The sequence below is a fragment of the Agrobacterium vitis genome, from assembly GCF_037039395.1.
Taxonomy (GTDB): Bacteria; Pseudomonadota; Alphaproteobacteria; order Rhizobiales; family Rhizobiaceae; genus Allorhizobium; species Allorhizobium vitis_E.
The window spans coordinates 1,352,960-1,374,951 of the sequence record NZ_CP146242.1 but is presented as its reverse complement, the minus strand read 5'-3'; the positions used below and the strand labels follow the sequence as shown (position 1 = coordinate 1,374,951).

25 protein-coding genes and 2 pseudogenes are annotated in these 21,992 nt (G+C 63.1%); 24 read left to right on the top strand and 3 right to left on the bottom strand.

All coding sequences use genetic code 11. The annotated features are described in order from the left end of the window. The first annotated feature begins 115 nt into the window (after nucleotides 1–115). From V6582_RS09135 to V6582_RS09025, 23 genes and pseudogenes are all read left to right on the top strand, one after another. Nucleotides 116–397 (top strand): helix-turn-helix transcriptional regulator, encoded by a 282-nt coding sequence (locus tag V6582_RS09135; protein WP_060719725.1) that lies wholly within the window; start codon nucleotides 116–118, stop codon nucleotides 395–397. 18 nt (nucleotides 398–415) lie between these two features. Then, nucleotides 416–1,564 carry a replication initiator protein A gene (locus tag V6582_RS09130; protein WP_156634524.1) on the top strand — a complete coding sequence of 383 codons (1,149 nt, stop codon included), beginning with the start codon at nucleotides 416–418 and terminating at the stop codon, nucleotides 1,562–1,564. Beyond that, a pseudogene (gene parA, locus V6582_RS09125) lies at nucleotides 1,561–2,215 on the top strand (ParA family partition ATPase). The gene V6582_RS09130 and the pseudogene parA overlap by 4 nt, the downstream one beginning before the upstream one ends. Next, nucleotides 2,212–2,463: a hypothetical protein gene (locus V6582_RS09120; RefSeq protein WP_060719722.1), complete on the top strand. Its 252-nt coding sequence runs from the start codon at nucleotides 2,212–2,214 to the stop codon at nucleotides 2,461–2,463. The pseudogene parA and the gene V6582_RS09120 overlap by 4 nt, the downstream one beginning before the upstream one ends. Continuing rightward, nucleotides 2,460–2,981 (top strand): DUF2840 domain-containing protein, encoded by a 522-nt coding sequence (locus tag V6582_RS09115; RefSeq protein WP_156634523.1) that lies wholly within the window; start codon nucleotides 2,460–2,462, stop codon nucleotides 2,979–2,981. The genes V6582_RS09120 and V6582_RS09115 overlap by 4 nt, the downstream gene beginning before the upstream one ends. Then, the gene (locus V6582_RS09110; RefSeq protein ID WP_337739385.1) at nucleotides 2,978–3,523 is read left to right on the top strand and encodes a S26 family signal peptidase; all 546 of its coding nucleotides are present in this window, start codon (nucleotides 2,978–2,980) and stop codon (nucleotides 3,521–3,523) included. Before V6582_RS09115 ends, V6582_RS09110 begins: the two co-directional genes overlap by 4 nt. A 45-nt stretch (nucleotides 3,524–3,568) precedes the next feature. Next, nucleotides 3,569–3,904 carry a DUF736 domain-containing protein gene (locus V6582_RS09105; RefSeq protein ID WP_156634521.1) on the top strand — a complete coding sequence of 112 codons (336 nt, stop codon included), beginning with the start codon at nucleotides 3,569–3,571 and terminating at the stop codon, nucleotides 3,902–3,904. Nucleotides 3,905–3,907: 3 nt separating this feature from the next. Next, entirely contained in the window at nucleotides 3,908–4,675 is a 768-nt protein-coding gene (locus tag V6582_RS09100) for a lytic transglycosylase domain-containing protein (RefSeq protein WP_349508944.1), read from the top strand. 243 nt (nucleotides 4,676–4,918) lie between these two features. After that, complete coding sequence (locus V6582_RS09095) at nucleotides 4,919–6,658, top strand: relaxase/mobilization nuclease domain-containing protein (RefSeq protein ID WP_156634520.1); 1,740 nt, start codon at nucleotides 4,919–4,921, stop codon at nucleotides 6,656–6,658. A gap of 27 nt (nucleotides 6,659–6,685) precedes the next feature. Continuing rightward, nucleotides 6,686–8,671 (top strand): conjugal transfer protein TraG, encoded by a 1,986-nt coding sequence (locus V6582_RS09090; protein WP_156634519.1) that lies wholly within the window; start codon nucleotides 6,686–6,688, stop codon nucleotides 8,669–8,671. Between the two features lie 5 nt (nucleotides 8,672–8,676). Beyond that, nucleotides 8,677–9,141, top strand: a complete 465-nt coding sequence (locus V6582_RS09085; RefSeq protein ID WP_156634518.1) for a CopG family transcriptional regulator — start codon at nucleotides 8,677–8,679, stop codon at nucleotides 9,139–9,141. A 166-nt stretch (nucleotides 9,142–9,307) separates the two neighbouring features. Next, nucleotides 9,308–10,303, top strand: coding sequence for a P-type conjugative transfer ATPase TrbB (trbB, locus tag V6582_RS09080; RefSeq protein WP_156634517.1), 996 nt, complete (start codon nucleotides 9,308–9,310; stop codon nucleotides 10,301–10,303). Nucleotides 10,304–10,425: 122 nt separating this feature from the next. Next, nucleotides 10,426–10,722: a TrbC/VirB2 family protein gene (locus V6582_RS09075; RefSeq protein WP_156634533.1), complete on the top strand. Its 297-nt coding sequence runs from the start codon at nucleotides 10,426–10,428 to the stop codon at nucleotides 10,720–10,722. Further along, entirely contained in the window at nucleotides 10,722–11,003 is a 282-nt protein-coding gene (locus V6582_RS09070) for a VirB3 family type IV secretion system protein (protein ID WP_156634516.1), read from the top strand. The genes V6582_RS09075 and V6582_RS09070 overlap by 1 nt, the downstream gene beginning before the upstream one ends. Nucleotides 11,004–11,013: 10 nt before the next feature. Further along, on the top strand, nucleotides 11,014–13,470 hold the full coding sequence (trbE, locus tag V6582_RS09065) for a conjugal transfer protein TrbE (RefSeq protein WP_156634515.1): 2,457 nt from the start codon (nucleotides 11,014–11,016) through the stop codon (nucleotides 13,468–13,470). Next, the gene (gene trbJ, locus V6582_RS09060) at nucleotides 13,467–14,219 is read left to right on the top strand and encodes a P-type conjugative transfer protein TrbJ (protein ID WP_156634514.1); all 753 of its coding nucleotides are present in this window, start codon (nucleotides 13,467–13,469) and stop codon (nucleotides 14,217–14,219) included. The genes trbE and trbJ overlap by 4 nt, the downstream gene beginning before the upstream one ends. An 11-nt stretch (nucleotides 14,220–14,230) precedes the next feature. Further along, nucleotides 14,231–14,524, top strand: a complete 294-nt coding sequence (gene trbK-alt / locus V6582_RS09055) for a putative entry exclusion protein TrbK-alt (protein WP_156634513.1) — start codon at nucleotides 14,231–14,233, stop codon at nucleotides 14,522–14,524. A 3-nt stretch (nucleotides 14,525–14,527) separates the two neighbouring features. Beyond that, on the top strand, nucleotides 14,528–15,901 hold the full coding sequence (trbL, locus tag V6582_RS09050; RefSeq protein ID WP_156634512.1) for a P-type conjugative transfer protein TrbL: 1,374 nt from the start codon (nucleotides 14,528–14,530) through the stop codon (nucleotides 15,899–15,901). Then, nucleotides 15,898–16,587, top strand: coding sequence for a conjugal transfer protein TrbF (gene trbF / locus V6582_RS09045; protein ID WP_156634511.1), 690 nt, complete (start codon nucleotides 15,898–15,900; stop codon nucleotides 16,585–16,587). Before trbL ends, trbF begins: the two co-directional genes overlap by 4 nt. After that, nucleotides 16,584–17,603, top strand: coding sequence for a P-type conjugative transfer protein TrbG (trbG, locus tag V6582_RS09040; RefSeq protein WP_156634510.1), 1,020 nt, complete (start codon nucleotides 16,584–16,586; stop codon nucleotides 17,601–17,603). Before trbF ends, trbG begins: the two co-directional genes overlap by 4 nt. After that, nucleotides 17,600–18,769 (top strand): TrbI/VirB10 family protein, encoded by a 1,170-nt coding sequence (locus tag V6582_RS09035; RefSeq protein ID WP_349508943.1) that lies wholly within the window; start codon nucleotides 17,600–17,602, stop codon nucleotides 18,767–18,769. The genes trbG and V6582_RS09035 overlap by 4 nt, the downstream gene beginning before the upstream one ends. Nucleotides 18,770–18,773: 4 nt before the next feature. Beyond that, nucleotides 18,774–18,935, top strand: coding sequence for a DUF2274 domain-containing protein (locus tag V6582_RS09030; RefSeq protein WP_156633775.1), 162 nt, complete (start codon nucleotides 18,774–18,776; stop codon nucleotides 18,933–18,935). Continuing rightward, nucleotides 18,923–19,204, top strand: a complete 282-nt coding sequence (locus V6582_RS09025; RefSeq protein ID WP_070151333.1) for a DUF2274 domain-containing protein — start codon at nucleotides 18,923–18,925, stop codon at nucleotides 19,202–19,204. The genes V6582_RS09030 and V6582_RS09025 overlap by 13 nt, the downstream gene beginning before the upstream one ends. Before the next feature lie 193 nt (nucleotides 19,205–19,397). Here V6582_RS09025 and V6582_RS09020 read toward each other — a convergent pair whose 3' ends face one another. Continuing rightward, nucleotides 19,398–19,568, bottom strand: coding sequence for a winged helix-turn-helix transcriptional regulator (locus V6582_RS09020; RefSeq protein ID WP_337739367.1), 171 nt, complete (start codon nucleotides 19,566–19,568; stop codon nucleotides 19,398–19,400). A gap of 490 nt (nucleotides 19,569–20,058) precedes the next feature. Here V6582_RS09020 and V6582_RS09015 point away from each other — a divergent pair. Next, nucleotides 20,059–20,223 (top strand): annotated as a pseudogene (locus tag V6582_RS09015) (DUF2274 domain-containing protein); the annotation flags it as partial. A gap of 151 nt (nucleotides 20,224–20,374) precedes the next feature. On the opposite strand, the gene V6582_RS09010 reads toward V6582_RS09015, so the two are convergent. Both V6582_RS09010 and V6582_RS09005 read right to left on the bottom strand, forming a co-directional pair. Next, on the bottom strand, nucleotides 20,375–21,289 hold the full coding sequence (locus V6582_RS09010; RefSeq protein ID WP_060719704.1) for a LysR family transcriptional regulator: 915 nt from the start codon (nucleotides 21,287–21,289) through the stop codon (nucleotides 20,375–20,377). A gap of 173 nt (nucleotides 21,290–21,462) precedes the next feature. Beyond that, nucleotides 21,463–21,981: a flavin reductase family protein gene (locus V6582_RS09005; protein ID WP_197434464.1), complete on the bottom strand. Its 519-nt coding sequence runs from the start codon at nucleotides 21,979–21,981 to the stop codon at nucleotides 21,463–21,465. Nucleotides 21,982–21,992: the final 11 nt, after the last annotated feature.

Here is a 21,992-nt window from a genome sequence, read left to right as displayed (position 1 = left end):
GGGATTTTAGCCCCTTTAAATTCCCCATCCCCCCTGACGACTCTTCTCCGCCACCGTGGTCGTCATCCACCGCTGAACCGCAGCGGCCACCAGCAACCCCACGGAGGCCCGATCCATGCGACCCGATCTTGCCGTTTTGCCGCCGCGCTACCTGCGCACCAAGGAAGCCGCGGAATTCCTGAGCCTCTCCGCCCGAACCCTTGAGAAGCACCGGACCTATGGGACCGGCCCGTCCTATCGCAAGCTCGGCGGCCGCGTCGTCTATGCCGTCGATGACCTCGAAGCCTGGGCCGAACGCGGCGCCGTCACTTCCACCTCCGATCCGCGTGGCCAGGTGCTGCCGGCGAAGCGCCAGACGCTCCCCGCCGTGCCGCAGCCCGGCCGCTACGCACGCTGATCGCGGCCTGTTTCCCGAATGGCGGCGCGGCATCGGTCCTCCTCGGAGCGTGGGCAGCTCGATCTGTTCCGGGCGCTTCCAGGCGACTTCGCGCCAAGAGACGCGCAGGATCTCATGGCTTTCCCATTTTTCTCCCTCTCGAAAACCCATCGTGTCACGCCGATCGACTTCATCGCCGGCAATGTGACGATCCGGGTCGAAGCCGTTCCCGATCACGGCATGGCCACGATCTGGGACGCCGACATCCTGATCTGGGCGGCAAGCCAGATCGTCGAGGCGCGCGACGCGGGGCTGCGCACCTCGCGGCTCATGGCCGCCACCCCCTACGAAATCCTGAAGTTCGTCGGTCGCGGCACCTCGCTTCGGGATTATCAGCGCCTGAAGGCGGCACTCGACCGGCTCCAGTCCACCACCGTCGCCACCACCATCCGCCAGCCCGCCGAGGGGCGCCGTCACCGCTTCTCGTGGATCAATGAGTGGAAGGAACGGACGGACCGGCACGGCAGGCCGGACGGCATCGAGATGATCCTTCCAGACTGGTTCTACCAGGCCGTCCTCGATGACGCGCTCGTGCTCACCATCGATCGCGCCTATTTCGATCTGACGGGCGGGCTTGATCGCTGGCTTTACCGGATCGTCCGCAAGCACGGTGGCCGCCAACGCGATGGGTGGCGCTTTGACTTCCGGCACCTTCATCAGAAATCCGGCAGCCTGTCTCCCTTCCGGCGCTTTGTCTTCGAAATGCGCGACATCATCCGCCGCCAGCCGTTGCCCGGCTACACGCTGTTCATGGAAGTGGGGGTCGGTGGCCGGATGCTGCTTGCCTTCGCGCCCTGTGGACAACCTGTGGACGGCCTCGTGCTATCGGGAACGCCCAATATCGTGCCATCAGGAACGCCGGTATCGTGCTATCGGGAACGCAAACAGGGCTTAACCCACGGCAATAAAACCGGAAATCGCGCTCTTAACTTAGAATCTAACCCAGAATCTAACTTTGAAGAGCGCGCGCGCGATGTGCAAAAGCTCATCCGGGAGACCGCAAGCGGCCTTAGCGTAACCGCAAAAAAGAGCGGCTGCGGATTGGTTTCCCGTAAAGACGAAACGACGCAAGCCACGGCAGAGACGCCGGAACTTCCTCTCGACAACCGTTCGGGAGGCACGCGATGATCGTGGCCTTCCTCAATCAGAAGGGCGGTGGCCGGCAAGACGACGCTGGCGCTCAATCTCGCCGGTGAATGGGCACGGCGGGGGCTCCGAGTCACCCTGGTCGATGCCGACCCGCAGGGCTCGGCGCTCGACTGGTCGCAGCAGCGCGAGCATGAAGGGCTTCCGCGCCTGTTCGGCGTCGTCGGCCTGGCGCGCGACACGCTCCATCGCGAGGCGCCTGAGCTCGCACGGAACGGCGATCATGTCGTCATCGACGGCCCGCCTCGGGTCGCCGGGTTGATGCGCTCGGCGCTGCTCGCCGCCGATCTCGTGCTGATCCCGGTGCAGCCTTCGCCGCTCGACGGCTGGGCGTCGGCCGAGATGCTCGCGCTTCTGCGCGAAGCGCGCGTCTATCGACCGGATCTCGCCGCGCGCTTCGTCCTGAACCGCTGCGGCGCGCGCACCGTACTGGCGCGTGAGACAGCCGAGACCCTGGCCGATCACGATCCGCCAGCGCTTTCCAGCACGATCGGCCAGCGCATCGCCTTCGCCGCGGCTGCGCAGTCTGGCCGCCTTGTCTGCGAACTTGATGATGACATGCCGGCTGCACGCGAGATCGCGGCGCTGGCCGTCGAGATCGATCGTCTCGGAATCGGTAGGGGGGCATCGTGACCGAGCGTCCGTCCCGCAAAGGTTTCGCCGCTCGGCCTGCCGACCCGGATCACTGGATCAAGGCCGCCGAGGCGCCGCCACGCAATGCTGACGCCGGCGGGTTCACCGCACGGCTCACCATCGACGTAACACCCGAGCTGCGCGGACGGATCAAGATCGCCGCCTTCCGGCGCAGCGTCACCGTCGCCGACATGCTGCGCGAGATGCTCGCGCGCGAATTCCCCCCGACCGAAGGAGATCCCTCATGACCGGCAACGCGGCTCCCCGCTTGCGCGGCGGCCTGTTGCCGTCCGCACGCTCCACCGACGACATGACTCATGTCGAGCTGACATGGATCGAGAATAAGGTCGAATACTGGATCAGGTTCGGCGAGCAAGCGCACGAGCTGATCCTCGATCGCCGCCGGCGCGTCGTGTCGTTCCGGCCGAACAGCATGTTCGCGTTCGTCCGATGGGCAGCCAACGATTTCGGCACGATCATATCGCGCATCGATATCGTGCGCGCCATCGAACCGGGCGAAGCTTATCAGACGCTGCCCTTCGTGCGCCCCGGCGGCGAAATCCTCCTGAAGATCGAGGGCTGGCCCAAAGTCGAGGACGTGCTGCGCCACATCGACGCCGTGGAGCGCGCCGGCATCGACGCCTGCGACGTCGCGCCCGATCACTGGCGCCATGTCGCCCACCGGATGCAGGCCGGTCACCTGCCGCGTCCCTACACTGTCGAACGCCATCAGGTATGGCTCAAGCGGCAGGGGATCGGACGGTGACCCGCCTCGGCTATGTCATGGTGACGTATTTCGCGGCAATGGGCGCTGCCGTTGCTGCGTTCATTCCGACGCCGACCAGGCTCGTCTGGAACGCCACCGCCAGCGCGCCGCTCGGGCTCTACACCATCGCGCCGGCCGACCGGCTGGAGGTGCCCGAACTGGTCGCCATCATGCCGCCCGAGCCGCTCGCCAACTTCATGGTCGGGCGTGGCTATGTCGGTCACGGTGTGCCGCTCCTGAAGCGTGTGCTCGGCCTGCCGGGACAGCAGGTTTGCCGGATCAGGCGCGACATCATGATAGATGGCATTGCCATCGGTTCCGCCCTCAGCCGAGACAAGATGGGCCGCGACCTGCCGGTCTGGCAGGGCTGCCGCACCGTCGCCGACGACGAGCTTTTCCTGATGAACTGGGAAGTCGCGGATAGTCTCGACGGCCGCTACTTCGGGCCGCTTCCAGCTTCCGCCGTGATTGGCCGGGCAATCCCCCTCTACACCGATGAAGACGGCCACGGCCACTTCGTTTGGCGCGCGCCGACGCGGTGACGGCGTGCCCATGCCCATTCCCACCGCAGATCCAAGGAGGCAAGCATGACCCAGATTGGTCAATTCACCCGGACGGAAACTGGCTTTGAAGGAGAGTTCAGAGCACTCGGCATCAAGGAAGACATCACACTTGTTCCCGCCGAGCACTCGGGCTCCGAGAACGCTCCGGACTATCGCGTCCTGCTCGCAGGTGACGAGGGTTCCGATATCGGCGCGGGCTGGAAGCATGTCGGTGAACGCGCCGGCGAATATGTCTCCATCAAGATCGACAGCCCTCTCTTTGCCAAACCGCTACGCGCCAACCTGTTCCAGTCCGGCGGCGACAGCACGGTCTGGGGGCTGCACATGAACCGGCCCGCCAAATCACGCAAGGAGGATTGAGCGGTGCCGGCTCCTTGCAGTAGCTCCTATGCCGGTCGGTCAGCCGTCCGGCATAGGGCTGTCCTTTTTCTCCTTTCCGGCCTGGCCTTCGCCGCGCCTGCCACGGTCTCGGTATGCGCGCAAACGCTGCCAGCGACACGCACGGCGACTGCCGATCCTTATGCTGCGCACATCGCCGAGGCATCGCAGCGCTTCGGCATCCCGCAGACATGGATCGTCGCGGTGAAGCGTACCGAAAGCCATGACGACGTGCGCGCTGTATCGCCTGCCGGTGCCCTCGGGCTCATGCAGATTATGCCCGGCACATGGGCCGAACTGCGCACCCGTTACCGGCTTGGGCGCGATCCTTTCGATCCGCGCGACAACATCATCGCCGGCACGGCCTATCTGCGCGAGATGCTCGATCGCTACCGCACGGTTCCGGCCATGCTCGCGGCTTACAATGCGGGACCGGCGCTCTACGACGAATACCTCGCAACCGGCCGTTCCCTGCCGGCCGAAACGCGCGCCTATGTCGCTTTGCTCGCACCCGCTCTGGGCAGTGCAGCTCCTGCGGACAGGCCGCGAACCGCATTCCAGCCACCGGCCGATTGGCGCGAGGCACCGCTCTTCGTGGCGCGCGGCGATAACCGCCGGCCTGCCGATGATCGAGCCGCCGATCATCCGTCGAGCGGCCGGCAACCTTCCGTTCCGGCACAGGACGATCGCGCCGCCGCATCGCAGCCAGACGCCATTTTCCTCACCCGGCGCGAGGGGGACGGTCCGCAATGACCCTCAACCGGCTCTTTCGCATCCTGTCGGGCTCTGGCGCATCATGGAGGGTGCCGGGGGTGGAGGCAGGAGAAGCAACCGGAGGATGGCAGGATAAAAGGACGCACATTGCGTGGCGGTCGGGTGGTTGTTTTTGCTGGGGTTTCTGCCCCGTTGCGCACATTTCCCGGCTCTGCCGCAATGTTCGCCAACGACCCAACACCCTGTCTCTACGAGATTTTCTGAACATTGCAGGGCTACGCCATGGCCGATGAGCGCGAGTTCCGCGTCCGTCCGGGGCGCATCCGGTCCAGCCGGGGGCAATCGGCGCGGCCCTTTATCGCACAGGCGCTCGCCGCGGCGAAGAGGGCCGGCGGCGGCGTATCGCGCTCCGGCCGCGTTGTTCCCGGTAATCGCTCACGTTTCGGACATGGTCAGCGCGCCAGCATCCAGGCCAATCGCCTGATCTCGTCGCGCTCGCGCGGCGCTGTCGTCAAGGCGCGCGTCGTGCGGCATTCGGGACGGACAGCGCCACTCGGCACCCACCTCAACTATCTGCGCCGCGAGGGCGTGACCCGTGACGGGGAAAAGGCCCGCCTGTTCGGGCCGGACACCGAGAATGCTGACGCCGGCGCCTTCGCCGAGCGGAGCCAGGATGACCGGCATCATTTCCGGTTCATCGTCTCGCCAGACGACGCGCTGGAAATGTCCGATCTCAAGTCCTTCACCCGTGATCTCGTCGGACAGATGGAGAAGGACCTCGGCACCCGGCTCGACTGGGTGGCCGTCGATCACTGGAACACCGAGCATCCCCATGTCCATCTGATCGTGCGCGGCGTCCGTGACGACGGCCAGGATCTCGTCATCTCGCGCGACTACATCAAGGAGGGGATGCGTGACCGGGCGCGCGATCTCATCACCCAGGAGCTGGGGCCGCGCACCGACCTCGACATCCGCCGCACGCTGGAGCGCCAGATTGAATCGGAACGATGGACCCAGCTCGACCGTCAGCTTGTCCGGGATGCACGAGAAACCGGTATCATCGATCTTGCGCCGCAATCGGATCGCGAGCCAGACGAGTTTCATGCCCTGAAGGTCGGACGCCTGCGCAAGCTGGAAGTCCTTGGCCTGGCCGGACAGGTCGGCCACTCGCAATGGTTCGTCAAGCCGGAAGCCGAGGCGGTACTGCGCGAACTCGGCGAGCGTGGCGACATCATCAAACGCATGCACAAGGCGCTGACGGACCGTGGCATCGAACGCGGCTCGGCCAACTATGTGCTCGCAGGTGAAAGCCTCGATGAGCCGATCATCGGCCGCCTGGTCGATCGCGGTCTCGACGACGAACTGAAGGGCTCGGCCTATGCCGTCGTCGATGGCGTCGATGGCCGTACCCATCACATCAAGCTGCCCGATCTCGATGCGGCCGGCGACAGCGCTCCCGGCTCGATTGTCGAGCTGCGCAAGTTCGATGACGCGCGTGGTGAGCGCCGTGTCGCGCTCGCCGTTCGCTCCGATCTCGACATCGAGCGACAGGTCACGGCATCGGGCGCGACTTGGCTCGACCGGCAGGCGGTGGCAAGAGAACCATTGTCGCTCTCCGATGGCGGCTTCGGCGCCGAGGTGCAGCAGGCTATGGACCGGCGCGCTGACCATCTGATCTCCGAAGGTCTTGCCGAGCGCCAGGGCCGCAGCGTGGTGTTCGCCCGCCGGCTGGTCGACACCTTGCGCCGCCGCGAACTCGATACGCTTGGCGAGAAACTCGCCACCGAGACGGGTCAGCCATTCAACGGGGCCGCAGGCGGCGAACATGTCGCCGGCACCTATCGGCAACGCTTCGCGCTCGCGTCGGGCCGCTACGCGATGATCGACGACGGTCTCGGCTTCCAGCTCGTACCGTGGTCGCCATCCCTGGAAAAACAGCTCGGTCGCCACGTCTCCGGCGTCGCCCGCAACGACGGCGGCATCGACTGGAGTTTTGGCCGCAAGCGGGGGCTCGGCCTTTAAACCTCAATACATGAAAGGACCAACGCCATGTCCGCGACGAAAATTCTCTGGGGCCAGATCCTCACCGTCTTCCTGATCGTGCTGATGACGACCTGGGGAGCGACACAGTGGACGGCCTGGCGCCTCGGCTTCCAGCCCCAGCTCGGCCAGCCCTGGTTCGAGCTGGCCGGCTGGCCGATCTATTATCCTCCGGCCTTCTTCTGGTGGTGGTATTTCTACGATGCCTATGCGCCACCGATCTTCGTCGAAGGCGGTATGATCGCGGCGTCTGGCGGTTTCATCGCCATCGCGGTTGCGATCGGCATGTCGGTCTGGCGGGCGCGCGAGGCCAAGAATGTTGCGACCTACGGATCGGCGCGCTGGGCCGAGCCGGAGGAAGTGAAGGCTGCCGGTCTGCTCGACCAGGACGGTGTTGTTCTCGGCAGGCTTGATCGGGCCTATCTGCGGCATGATGGCCCGGAGCACGTCTTATGTTTTGCGCCCACGAGATCGGGCAAGGGCGTCGGCCTGGTCGTGCCCTCGCTGCTCACCTGGCCAGGTTCGGCCATCGTCCACGACATCAAGGGGGAGAACTGGACACTCACCGCCGGCTTCCGATCCCGGCACGGCCGCGTGCTGCTGTTTGACCCGACCAATGCACGATCGGCAGCCTACAATCCGCTACTCGAGGTGCGGCGGGGTGAATGGGAAGTCCGCGACGTCCAGAACATTGCCGACATCCTGGTCGATCCGGAAGGGTCGCTGGACAAAAGGAACCATTGGGAGAAGACCAGCCACGCGCTGCTGGTCGGAGCGATCCTGCACGTCCTTTATGCCGAGAAGGACAAGACGCTGGCCGGCGTCGCGGCATTTCTGTCCGATCCGAAGCGGCCGATCGAATCGACGCTCGCTGCGATGATGAAGACCGCGCATCTGGGTGACGCAGGCCCGCACCCGGTTATCGCGTCGGCCGCGCGTGAGCTGCTGAACAAATCCGACAACGAGCGATCGGGCGTGCTGTCGACCGCCATGTCGTTTCTGGGCCTGTACCGCGATCCTGTCGTTGCCGAAGTGACGCGGCGCTGCGACTGGCGCATTACCGACATCGTTGGCAGCAAGCGCCCGACGACGCTTTACCTCGTCGTGCCGCCGTCCGACATCAATCGCACCAAGCCGCTCATTCGCCTCATCCTCAACCAGATTGGCCGCCGTTTGACCGAGGATTTGCAGGCGAGGGGCGGGCGTCACCGGCTACTGCTGATGCTGGACGAGTTTCCGGCATTGGGCAGGCTGGATTTTTTCGAGAGCGCCTTGGCCTTCATGGCGGGCTATGGCCTCAAATCATTCCTGATCGCCCAGTCGCTGAACCAGATCGAGAAAGCCTATGGGCCGAACAACTCGATCCTCGACAACTGCCATGTGAGGGTGTCGTTCGCGACGAATGACGAAAGGACGGCGAAGAGGGTGAGCGACGCGCTTGGCACCGCCACCGAAATGAAGGCGATGAAGAACTATGCCGGGCATCGGCTGTCGCCCTGGCTCGGGCATTTGATGGTCTCGCGCTCGGAAACCGCGCGACCGCTGCTCACCCCTGGCGAGATCATGCAGCTTCCCCCGGCTGACGAAATCGTCATGGTCGCAGGAACGCCGCCGATCCGGGCGAAGAAGGCGCGATACTTCGAGGACGCAAGGTTTCAGGAGCGGATACTGCCGCCGCCGAAGCTGGTCCGTACCGGCGAACCGCATCCGGACGACTGGAGCCGCCTGCCGATCCCGGCTCATCTCCCGTTCAACGAAGCTGTGGCGGGCACCGCCGAGGAGGATGAGGATCCGACCGAATCCGAGCGCCGGCGTCAACCCGAACTGAGCCGCGTGAAACCTGTCGAGAAGAAGGAGCCCATCGAAAACGAATTCGAGATCGATCCTCCCGATGAGATGGAGGAGGAAGCCACCCGGAACCGCCGAATGGCCCGCCTCATGCAAGGTGTGGCGCGACAGGTCTCGCTTGATCCGAATGACGGGATGGAGCTGTGAGCACCATGACTGGCAGAAAAAAGAAAGCGCAGATCTCCGTCTATCTCGAACCTGACGTCATGACGATGCTCTCGGATTATGCAGCGCGCCGGGAGCAGCCGATGTCTTTGATTGCGGAGGCGGCCGTCGCTTCCTTCCTGTCGCCGGACGACGCCGAACGGCGGGAGGCATTGATCGCCAAGCGCCTCGATCAGATCGACCGCCGCATGACGCGGCTGGAGCGCGATGTCGGTATCTCGGTCGAAACGCTGGCCGTCTTCGTCCGCTTCTGGCTCGCCACCACGCCAGCCTTGCCTGAACCGGCCGCACAGGCGGCGCGGGCCAAGGCCGGCGAACGCTACGAGGCGTTCGTCACGGCACTCGGCCGACGTCTGGCACAGGGGCCGAAACTCAGGCAGGAAATCTCTGAGGACATCGCCGACTCATCTGACGGACAGGTCTCGCCACACGCGGGTACATACCGCAAATAGTCGTCGCCTCGGTTGGTTCAAGAAGACAGCTCCATCGCCGTTTTCCTGTATTTGCACGCTATACTACTACGACGCCATTTCCTTGTTGAATCGCATGAACTTCCGGCTCTTTTAATCATCCCCGTCCGGGGACAGTCTGATTTCCCCGGCGAGAAACGGGGATCGGATGGCAGTCTCGCATCGAAATTCGGAAGGCTTTGCGCGTGGCGCTCGGATGTTGCGCACCGCGCTGGGTGCTGCCATCGCCCGCTTTCTGGAAGATCCCGGCGTTGTCGAAGTGATGCTCAATCCCGATGGGCGCTTGTGGATCGACCGTCTCTCGGAGGGCATGTCCGACACCGGCGAGCGCATCTTGCCCGCGGATGGCGAACGCATCATCCGACTGGTTGCTCACCATGTCGGCGCGGAGGTTCATGCCGGCGCCCCGCGTGTTTCGGCCGAATTGCCCGACAGCGGCGAACGCTTCGAAGGTCTCCTGCCTCCGATCGTCACAGGTCCGGCCTTCGCCATCCGCAAGCCGGCGATCTCGGTGTTCACCCTCGACGACTATGTTTCGGCAGGAACGATGACCGCCGATCAGGCGGCGTTGCTGCGCGAGGCCGTCGCCTCGCACGCCAACGTGCTGGTCGCAGGCGGCACCGGCACCGGCAAGACGACGCTTACCAATGCACTGCTGGCCGAAGTCGCGAAGGCGCAGGACCGGCTTCTCATCATCGAGGACACGCGCGAGCTTCAAAGCCAGTCCGAGAACAAGGTGCCGATGCGCACCAAGGACTTCATCGCCAATCTGACAGATCTGGCGCGCTCGGCGATGCGCTTCCGGCCCGATCGCATCATCGTCGGCGAAGTGCGAGGTCCGGAAGCCCTTGATCTCCTGAAACTTTGGGGAACGGGGCATCCCGGCGGCATCGGCACCATCCACGCCGGCACCAGCATCGGCGCGCTCCGCCGGCTCGAACAGCTCATTCAGGAAGCTGTCGTCACCGTCCCCAAGGCACTGATCGCCGAGACCATCGACATCGTGGCGGTTCTCTCCGGTCGCGGGCCCGCGCGCCGGCTCTGCGAACTCGCTCGTGTCGATGGGCTCGGTCCTGACGGCGACTACCGCGTCGCCCCCGCACGCTTTTCCCCCGACCGCCAACCGCTCCCGAAAGGAGAATAGTCATGTCCCTCCGTGTCCCGCCTGTTCTGTCGAAGCTCTTCAGCCCGCCCATCATCTTGTCCATGGTGCCGGTTCAGGCGAGCGGGCACACGCCGTCTTTCGGCGGCTTGCGTCGCCACTTCATGAGCCCGGCGGCCGTCGCCACGATCATGATGACGGCGGCTGTGCCGGCTCATGCTTCCGGTTCCTCCATGCCGTGGGAGGCGCCGCTTCAGTCGATCCTCGAATCCATCGAAGGGCCGGTCGCCAAGATCGTCGCCGTCATCATCATTATTGCCACCGGGCTAGCGCTAGCTTTCGGCGACACGAGCGGCGGCTTCAGGAGGCTGATCCAGATCGTCTTCGGGCTGTCGATCGCCTTTGCGGCCAGTTCCTTCTTTCTCAGCTTCTTCAGCTTCGGCGGCGGGGCGCTCGTCTGATGGCGGGTATTCTGGAACACACCAACGACCTGCCGGGCTTTACCGTCACCGTCCATCGGGCGCTAACCGAGCACATCCTGCTCGGCGGCGCTCCGCGAAGCATCGCCATCATGAACGGGACGCTCGCCGGAGCCGTCGGCCTTGGCCTCCGTCTCTGGCTGGTCGGCCTCGCCATATGGGCCGTCGGGCATTTCGCGGCGGTCTGGGCGGCGAAACGCGATCCGCTGTTCGTGGAAGTCGGTCGTCGTCACCTTCGTATCCCCGGACATCTGTCGGTGTGAGGGCGCGTCCATGATGAACCTTGCCGAATACCGCCGCACCGCCAGCCGCCTCGCGGATTTCCTGCCCTGGGCCGCGCTTGTCGGCGAAGGTGTCGTTCTCAACAAGGACGGATCGCTGCAAAGGACCGCCCAATTTCGCGGTCCGGATCTCGAATCCTCTGTTGCTGCCGAACTGGTCGCTGTCGCCGCCAGGCTGAACAATGCCTTCCGGCGTCTCGGCTCCGGCTGGGCGATCTTCGTGGAAGCGCAGCGCCAGGAGGCCGCGACCTATCCCGACGACCGCTTTCCTGATCCGGCCTCGGGGCTGCTTGACGCCGAACGCAAGGCCGATTTCGAAGAGCAGGGCAGTCATTTCATTTCCGGCTACTTCCTCACCTTCACCTATCTCTCGCCTGCCGAAGATGCGGCGCGTGCCGAGACCTGGCTCTATGAGGGGCGGGAACGATCTGGCGTTGATCCGAACGAGATCCTGCGCGGCTTCGTCGATCGCACCGATCGTGTGCTGGCGTTGCTCGACGGCTTTATGCCCGAATGCCACTGGCTCGATGATGCCGAGACGCTGACCTACCTGCACTCGACAGTCTCGACCAAACGGCACCGTGTCCGCGTTCCCGAAACACCGATGTACCTGGACGCGCTGCTGGCCGATCAGTCTCTGACCGGCGGGCTGGAGCCGCGCCTTGGCGACGCTCATTTGCGCATCCTCACCATCGTCGGTTTCCCGACCGCGACCACGCCCGGAATTCTCGACGAACTGAACAGGCTCGCCTTTCCCTATCGCTGGTCGACTCGCGCGATCCTCCTGGACAAGACCGATGCCATCAGGCTGCTCACCCGCATCCGCCGCCAGTGGTTTGCGAAGCGCAAGTCGATCGCCGCCATTTTGAAAGAAGTCATGACCAACGAGGCTTCGGTTCTGGTCGATACCGATGCCGCGAACAAGGCGACCGACGCGGACATCGCGCTCCAGGAACTCGGCGCAGACTATGCCGGTATGGCCCATGTGACGGCGACCATCGCCGTCTGGGACACCGATCCCCGCCTTGCCGACGAAAAGCTACGGCTTGTCGAAAAGGTGATCCAGGGTCGCGACTTCACGGCGATGCCGGAATCCATCAATGCCGTCGACGCCTGGCTTGGCTCGCTGCCGGGGCATGTTTACGCCAACGTGCGCCAGCCGCCGATCTCGACGCTCAATCTCGCCCACATGATTCCCCTCAGTGCCGTGTGGGCGGGGCCGGAACGGGATGACCACCTGGGTAGCGGCCCCTTGCTCTTTGGCAAGACCGAGGGAAGCACCCCGTTCCGGCTTTCCATTCACGTCGGCGATGTCGGACACACGCTCGTCGTCGGGCCGACCGGCTCGGGAAAGAGCGTGTTGCTCGCCTGCATGGCGCTCCAGTTCCGTCGCTACGCCCAGGCCCAGGTCTTCGCCTTCGATTTCGGGGGCTCGATCCGGGCCGCAGCTCTCGCCATGGGCGGCGACTGGCATGATCTTGGTGGTGATCTCACCGAGGGAGACGCGTTTTCCGTTTCGCTCCAGCCGCTTGCGCGCATCCATGACGTGCCCGAACGCGCCTGGGCGGCCGACTGGATCGTCGCCATCCTGACGCGTGAGAGCATCGCGATCACGCCTGATGTCAAGGAGCATATCTGGACGGCGCTGACCTCTCTGGCTTCGGCGCCGGTCGAGGAACGCACCATCACCGGCCTGACGGTGCTGCTGCAATCGAACGACCTCAAGCAGGCGCTCAGGCCGTATTGCGTCGGCGGTCCCTATGGCCGGCTGCTCGATGCCGAAACCGAGCACCTCGGCAGCGCGTCGGTGCAGGCCTTCGAGATCGAGGGGCTGGTTGGCACCGGCGCAGCACCCGCCGTCCTGTCCTATCTGTTCCATCGCATCGGCGATCGGCTCGATGGCTCGCCCACCTTGCTCATCATCGATGAGGGCTGGCTGGCGCTCGATGATGAAGCCTTTTCCGGGCAGTTGCGGGAATGGCTGAAAACCCTGCGCAAGAAGAACGCCAGCGTGATCTTCGCCACGCAATCATTGTCGGATATCGACAATTCGGCGATCGCCCCGGCGATCATCGAAAGTTGCCCGACGCGTCTGCTTCTTCCAAATGAGCGCGCTGTCGAACCGCAGATCACCGCGATCTATCAGCGATTTGGCTTGAACGCGCGCCAGATCGAGATCCTCGCGCGGGCCACGCCGAAAAAGGACTACTACTGCCAAAGCCGCAGGGGGAAACGCCTGTTCGATTTGGGCCTGTCCGAAGTCGGTCTCGCCCTCACGGCTGCCTCCTCGAAATCCGACCAGTCCGCCATCGCCCGCGTCTTCGCCGAGCACGGCCGGGACGGCTTCCTTGCCGCCTGGCTGCGCCTGCGCGGCGTCGACTGGGCCGCGGACCTCATTCCTGACCTCGCCAATCTCGTCCCCCAGCCCGACAAGGAGGCTCAATCATGAAGACCCACCGTTTCCGCGCGGCACTGCTTGCCGCATCCATTCTCACCTTCTCAGGCCCGGCCTCGATCGTTCTGGCGCCGCCGGCGTCCGCCGCCTGGATCGTCTACGACCCGACCAACTATTCGCAGAACCTCCTGTCCGCCGCGCGCGCGCTGGAGCAGATCAACAACCAGATCACCAGCTTGCAAAACGAAGCGCAGATGCTGATCAACCAGGCCCGCAATCTGGCGAGCCTGCCGTATTCGTCGTTGCAGCAGATCCAACAGTCCGTTCAGCGCACGCAGCAGCTTCTGTCCCAGGCGCAGAACATCGCGTTCGACGTCGGCCAGATCGATCAGGCATTCCAGTCGAAATACGCCAGCGTCTCGCTTTCGGCCACCGACGCGCAACTCGTCGCCGATGCAAAGGAGCGCTGGAAGAACAGCGTCGGCGGCCTGCAGGACGCCATGCGCGTGCAGGCCACCGTCGTCGGCAATATCGACACCAACCGCACCGAGATGTCGCAACTGGTCGGTCAGAGCCAGAGCGCGACCGGCGCGCTTCAGGCGGCGCAGGCAGGCAACCAGCTTCTCGCCCTTCAGTCGCAGCAGCTTTCCGACCTCACGGCCCTGCTTGCCGCCAATGGCCGGTCCACTGCACTCACCGAGGCCGAACGCGCCGCCGCGGCCGAACAGGGACGCGTGCAGCGCCAGCGCTTCCTGATGCCAGGCTCCGGCTATCAGGCCGGCAGCGCCAAGATGTTCAACTGAGGGCGCTGGCCATGGACGGCAAGATGCTGGCCCGTCTGGGCGCCGTCGTCTTTGTCGCCGTCGCGATCACCGCGACGGCGACCGAGATGATCAGAAAGAGAGAGGCCCCGGCGCCATGGACACGATCCACACCCGCCGTCGGATCACCGGCGGATCCCCTCCGGCTCGGCCAGCGCCGGTGCCAGCAGCTTGGGCAGGCTGCCACCAGCGATCCCGAATGCCTGCGTGTCTGGTCGGAAACACGAGACCGCTTCCTTGGCAGGACTTCCGTGCCGGTCGCCCCACAAACCATCGAAGGGCAGTGAATCATGGGTGGCAGCGGCGTCATCGACAATTTCCTCGGGGTCTTCACCTCCTATATCGACAGCGGGTTCGGTCTTCTCGGCGGCGAGGTCGCCTTCATCGCCACCACGCTGATCGTCATCGACGTGACGCTCGCCGCCCTGTTCTGGAGCTGGGGCGCCGACGACGACATCATCGCCCGTCTGGTGAAAAAGACCCTGTTCGTGGGCGTCTTCGCCTACCTGATCTCGAACTGGAACAATCTCGCCCGCATCATCTTCGAGAGCTTTGCCGGCCTCGGTCTCAAAGGGTCGGGCACCGGCTTTTCGACGGCGGACCTCCTTCGCCCCGGACGGGTGGCGCAAGTCGGTCTCGATGCGGCCCGCCCGCTGCTGGAATCCATTTCCGACCTCATGGGCTGGGTCGCATTCTTCGAGAATTTCATTCAGATCGCGTGCCTGCTGTTTGCCTGGGCACTCGTCCTGCTGGCGTTCTTCATTCTGGCCATCCAGCTGTTCGTCACGCTGATCGAATTCAAGCTGACGACCTTGGCGGGGTTCGTCCTCATCCCGTTCGGACTGTTCGGAAAGACGGCCTTCATGGCCGAAAGGGTTCTTGGCAATGTCGTCTCTTCCGGCATCAAGGTCCTGGTGCTCGCCGTCATCATCGGCATCGGCTCCACCCTGTTCAGCCAGTTCACTGCCGGTTTCGGCGGCGCCACACCGACGATCGACGATGCCATGGCCGTTGTGCTGGCCGCGCTTTCATTGCTGGGCCTCGGGATATTCGGTCCCGGCATCGCCAACGGTCTCGTTTCCGGCGGCCCGCAGCTCGGCGCGGGTGCTGCCGTCGGCACCGGCCTTGCCGTCGGTGGCGCAGCGCTTGCCGCAGGCGGCGCGGCCGGTCTGGCCTTGCGGAGTGGCGCCGCGGCATTGTCCGGTGGCGCGGCCGCCGTTCGGGGTGGAGCGGCGGCGGCGGGTGCCGCATCTACCGCCTATAATCTCGGATCGATGGGACAGAGCGGCGCTTTGGGCGTGGCGTCTGGTCTCGGCCGTGTTGCTCGCGGTGCAGGCTCCGCTGCCGTCTCGCCGCTCAAGCGCGCAGCCGGGCAGGCGGCCGAAAGAGTCAGATCGAATTTTTCCGAAGGCGTGAAAGACGGCTTCAGCGCGACCGGCGGCTCTTCCACGCTTGGCACCGTCGGCGGTGCCGATCCCGCCAATAACGATTCCTTTGCCGTCACCCCATCGGGTTCGCGCGATGGCGCCCCCGATTGGGCCAGGCGCATGAAACGCAGCCAGCACGTCAGCCACGGCGTTTCCGCGGCCGCCCATGCCGTCCGTTCCGGCGACAGCCATGGTGGTGGCTCTTCCGTCAATCTCTCCGAAAGTGACCGCTCATGAGCTTGTTCAAACGACCGGCAGCCCATTACGGCAAGACGCCGCAACCCGAAACACCCTATCAGAAGGCCGCACAGATCTGGGACGAACGTATCGGTTCGGCCCGTGTGCAGGCGCGGAACTGGAGGTTCATGGCCTTCGGAAGCCTGATCCTTTCGGCGGGCTTTGCCGCAGCACTCGTCTGGCAGTCCACGCGTGGGACCGTCGTGCCGTGGGTCGTACAGGTCGACAAGCTCGGCCAGACCCAGACCGTCGCCGCTGCCACGGCCGACTATCGTCCCACCGATCCGCAGGTGGCATGGCATCTGGCGAGATTCATCGAACAGGTCAGGAGCATTCCCGCCGATCCCATCATCGTCCGCCAGAACTGGCTCCGCGCCTATGACTGGACGACGGATCGGGGTGCGACAGCGCTGAACGACTACGCGCGGTCCAACGACCCCTTCACCAAGGTCGGCAAGCAACAGATCGCCGTCGAGGTGTCGAGCGTCATTCGCGCGTCGCCCGACAGCTTCCGTGTCGCCTGGACCGAGCGCCGCTACGAGAATGGTCAGCTTTCCACCACCGAGCGCTGGACCGCGATCCTGACCATCGTAATCCAGACGCCCCGCGATGCTGAACGGCTCAAGGCCAATCCTCTCGGCATCTACGTCAACGCGATTTCATGGTCGAGGGAGATGGGCGAATGAACAAGCCGCCAATCCGCAAAGCCGTAAACCCGTCTTTCCGTAAACCCGCATTTGCTGCCGTGCTCTTGTCTGCCGCCGCACTGGCCGGCTGCGCCACGCCGCAGAAGCCGCCACAGATCCGCTACGACGCCGATGTGCCGGCACTGCCGGCCGTTCCTGCCGTGCTGACCGATGATCGTCCGAAGTCGCTGCACATTCCGCCTGGCTGGACGCCGGCGCGCGGAGGAGCCACGGCAACCACCCCGACCGGGCGGATTCAGAATGCCAATGACGCGGCCCGTGTCGAGCCACGCCGGGAGGGCTACTACAACGCCATCCAGATCTATCCCTGGAGCGAGGGTGCGCTCTATCAAGTCTATGCCGCACCCGGCCAGATCACCGACATCGCGCTCGAACCCGGCGAAAGCCTCACCGGAGCCGGGCCGATCGCCGCCGGCGATACTACGCGCTGGATTATCGGCGATACCGAGAGCGGCAGCGGCACCACCCGGCGCGTGCATGTCCTAGTGAAACCCGCACGTCCCGACATCACTACCAACCTGGTGATTTCCACCGATCGCCGTACCTACCTGATCGAATTACGCTCCGGTGAAAAACCCTACATGCCATCGGTCGCCTGGTCCTATCCACAGGTGCCGGGCTCTCGACAATCCATCCCCGACACGCCGGCTATTCCGGCCGTGGCGGCGCGAAACTACCGCTATGGCCTCACCGGCGACACGCCGCCCTGGCGGCCGGTCTCCGTCTATGACGATGGCCGCAAGGTCTATGTCGAATTTCCGCGCGGCATCGTACAGGGGGAATTTCCGCCGCTCTTCGTCATCGGCCCGGAAGGCGAGGCGCAGATCGCCAATACCCGTATCTATAGGAACATCCTGATCGTTGATCGCCTCTTCGGTGCGGCGGAATTGCGCCTGGGCAGCGGCAAGCATCAGCAGACTGTGAGGATCGTCCGCACAAGCGGAGTTGTGCAGGCGCCGACAGCCCAAACCAAGGAAGGAGGGCGGTCGTCATGAGCGAGGCCGACAACCGCCAAGATGCAACCCAGGCCCCCGGTCCTGTTCCACCCATGCGCTTGCGAGCGGAACCGCCGCGCGTCACCCGGCTATCGCGCAAGGTGCTCGCCGGACTTGGCCTGGTCGCGTCGCTCGGTATCGGCGGCGCATTGATCTATGCGCTTCAGACTCGAGATCGCGGCAATGGTGGGGAAGAGCTCTACTCGACCGAGAACCGGACCACTGCCGACGGCCTGGCAGGTTTGCCGCGAGACTATACCGGTCCCATCCTGGGGCCGGCTTTGCCGGGGGATCTCGGCCGTCCGATCCTCAGTGCGCGGGATCGTGGTCAGCCTGTCGTTGTGCCGACAATGACGGCTCCGAACGTCGATCCGGCCGAGCAACGCCGCCTCGCCGAAGCGGAAGCCGCCCGAACCAGCCGCGTGTTCTTCCAGACAGAAACACGGACAACGGCAAGCGCGATAACGCCCAACGCGAATACGACGCCGAATCTTGCCGGTCTCGATCAGGCCGGCGCTCCCACGGCACAGGACCGGCAGGCCGCCTTCCTCAACGCTGCCGTCGATCGCCGCACCGTTGCAGCCGATCGCGTGATGTCGCCGGCGTCGCCCTATGTGCTGCAGGCCGGTTCGGTGATATCCGGAGCGCTTATCACCGGCATTCGCTCCGATCTCCCCGGCCAGATTACCGCCCAGGTCACCGAGAACATCTACGACAGCCCGACTGGCCGCATTCTGCTTGTGCCGCAGGGCACCCGCATCATTGGCCAATATGACAACAACGTCGGCTTCGGCCAGAGGCGTGTCCTCCTGGTCTGGAACCGGCTGATATTCCCGAATGGACGATCCATCGTTCTCGAACGACAGCCTGGTGCCGATACGCAGGGCTATGCCGGTCTCGAGGATGGCGTCGACTACCACTGGTGGGATTTGGCGAAGGCAGCCGGTCTTTCGACGTTGCTCTCGGTTGGTGCAGAACTCGCCACGGACGACGACGATCGGCTGATCCAGGCCATCCGCAACGGTGGCCAGGATACGATCAATGATGCCGGACAACAGATCATCCAACGTCAGTTGCAGATCGCGCCGACGCTGACCATCAGGCCCGGATTTCCGGTCCGAATTATCGTCACCCGGGATCTCGTGATGGAGCCCTATAGAGGTTGACCCAATGGCCAAATTAAAGCTCGGACCGCTTATCGAAGACAAGGCCGTCAAGATCAGCATTGAACATCCCGGACCACTGTATCGAGATACTACTGCGTACGCCGATTATCTGAACAGTCGACATATCTTTGTCTCACTTACAGGAGATGATACATGCCGCAATTAAGACTTGGGCCTCTGCCAAAGGTCGGCGTTTTTCGGCTGACGATCACGTTGCCGGAATCCCTCAAGGAAGAGCTCGACCTATATTCGGCCGAGCATGGTCGCCTCTACGAGCCGATAGAAACGGCTGCGTTGATCCCGCATATGCTGGAAGCGTTCATCCGCTCCGATCGCGGCTGGCGCAGCCGCAGGGCCAAGGCCGGCGGCGCGCGGCAGCGCGGTTTGTCTCCGCCGGCGAGCAGTACGACCCGTGGCGACGAGACATTGCCCTAGATTCACGGCAACCCCGCCGCAGGGTGCGACTGACCCGATCTTAGCGGTTCGCGACGTATCGCAGATGGTTTGCGTGAATTACAGCGCGATGTGCGATGGCCCATTCTGCCGTTTGTCGCACCTGCTCTGCAACCGAGTAGCCAAGTTTCGACAATGCATGGTCCACTCGTGGTGGCGTGGTCGCCCGAACGGTCTATTCGACCATGCCGTCCTGCTTGAGCATTTTGAGAGTTTGGGTGAGCATCTGCTGTGAGATGCCGCTATAGCCAACCTGCCGCTTGATATCGTTGAACCGCCGGGGACGATCATGCAGCGCGACCACCACCTCCATCGTCCACTTGTCTATGGATACAGGTCTCGACACCCGTTATCGGCCGGGACCAGCCGATCATTGTCTTCTCGCATGGTCATGGTTCCTCCATAGACAGCTACGCCCCCTTAACCGATTTTTGGGCAGCGCAAGGATCCCTCGTGATCCAGCCGACCCACTGGATTCGAAGCGGCTTGGCCTTTGCACCGACGACCCTCGGCGCCCCTTGATCTGGCGACTTCGCCCGAAGGACATGAAGCGTATTCTCGACAATCTCGATCTGGTGTTGGGAGTCCGTCCCGTCTTGCCGGTCAGCTTGACCGCGGCCGGATAGCGGCTGCCGGGCATTCCTTCGGAGCTCTCACGACCACTCCGCTGTTCGGTGCAAGAATGGTCAGCCCGGACGGTGATGCGAGGGAGGATATGTTCGACCCGGCCGGCGTGCTACTCGCCGACGGCGGCCGGAGCGGGGATGACGTGAGTGCATTCGCCGCCGAGCATTTGCCTTTACTGAATTCACGCTTTGACGAGAGAGTCTGGGAATGCCGAGCTGCTAAACCGTCAACAGGCTCAATCGTCGGCAGATCCCGCCAAGCTGATTGTACCGATGCTCGAGCGGTTCATCGCGACAGATCGCGGCTTTGTAAAAAAGCCTACTACGCAAGGCGTTACCAACCTACAACCTCGAATGCCCAAGGTCGACGAATAGCATGTAGGTTTGCTGCAGATAATCCCAGCAACGGTCTCCGCTACATGCAGCAAGCTTTACAATGACGCAAAAATATTTCTGTATCGGATGTAGTCTGGTTTCGATTGCCAGCGAGGGCGCGAACCAGGAACAACTACCGGCACCAGTAGGTCTAATTGACGTCCATATTTCGGTGTGATTTTTCGGTCGCCAATTCGAGAAATTGCTTTAGGGCCGGGTTCTGGTTTCGTAGCGACCAAACAGCACTGAAATAGATGATCTTCGGACCATCAGAGATAGGCACGAACACTACTTCTCTGTGTGCGCTGCCGGACGTTGATGATAAGGCCAGCGAGACACCGAATCCTTTGCCCACCATGTTCAACAAGTTATCTCGGCCAACGCCTTGTAGAGACATTCTCGGCTGAAAATTGGAATCGGAAAGTTGTCTTAGCAGATGATGATCGAGTTCCGCGCCAGCGATACCCGCCGGGATTAGAAATGTCTCATTGCGTACATTTTCCCAAACGACGCTATCAGCCGATGCAAGAAAATGTCGTCTTGGCAATGCAAGGAAAAGTTGTTCGTTCCAGAGTTGAACTGACTGGCATCTCGGCAGTTGCGGCTTTCCTGGCAGAAAGGCAACATCTATGCGGCCGCTAAGAACGCCAGCCGTGGCTTCTTCGAAGGTCGCTTCCGCTATCTTCACATCGACTTTGCGAAAGCGAGAATGATATTCCCCTACAAGATTGGGGAGGAATCCACTTGCCAAGGATGTCATCAAACCTATCCGTATCTTACCGGAGCCTTCACGATGGGTTGCCTTCATGTCCTTTACAGCTTCATGGATGTAAGACGCACCCAAGGCGGCTTCTTCCAGGAATCTAGCCCCTGCTTCGGTCAACTTCGCTCCGCTAAGGCTGCGAACAAAAAGAGGCCCTCCGAGTCGCCGCTCAAGCAGTTGAATCCGGCGGCTGACAGTAGATTGGGACATGTCAATGGCCTCCGCAGCACGACGAAAACTGCCGTGTTCGGCGACGAGCAACGCATACCGTAAGTATCGCAGGTCAAGCGCAAGATCCGGCACGAAACATCCTTTTAACTGAAAGAGTGAGCCTAACTATTCTGGCCGGCAGGGCCTCGGATTATTTAAGTCGGATCCGCTAAAAATCCGACGGCCAAGTGATGGTAGCGAATGGCGGTCAGATCGCTCTAGTACCCCCATCAGCAAGCAATGGGATTGCTAAAAAATTAAGGAAATCAATTGAGTGACGTATCTAAGCGCCGAAACGTGCTGCGATGGAACACCAGGGGTTCGACATGCGGATTGATGCTGAAGAGGTGTAGGCGTAGAAGTATGATCTGATGATCACCGGCTTCAATCGTTTCGTGGATCGAGCATTCTATGACCATTGCTGCGTCGGAAACGAAAATTGCGCCCGCACGACTTGTTTCCCAGCTTATGTCCCGGAACCGATCAATTCCTTTGGCGGCGAGGCTGCTGCAAATGCCATGCTGTTCTGAGCCGAGTACGCTCAATCCGAGCCGTTCAGCGGTTTTCAGCACTGGCCAGGTTGAAGAGTTGTTCTGGATGCAGACCGAAACCAGGGGCGGGTCGAGAGAAACGGTGGTGAAGGATGCTACGGCCATGCCGGCCGGTTTGCCCTCTATTAATGCACATAACGCGGTTACGCCGCTCGGGAAGTACCCAAAGGCATTGCGCAAATTGAGGGGGTCAAGTTGAGTCTGCTCTTGGTCTTTCATGATGATTTCTTTCATTTTCTTGCTGG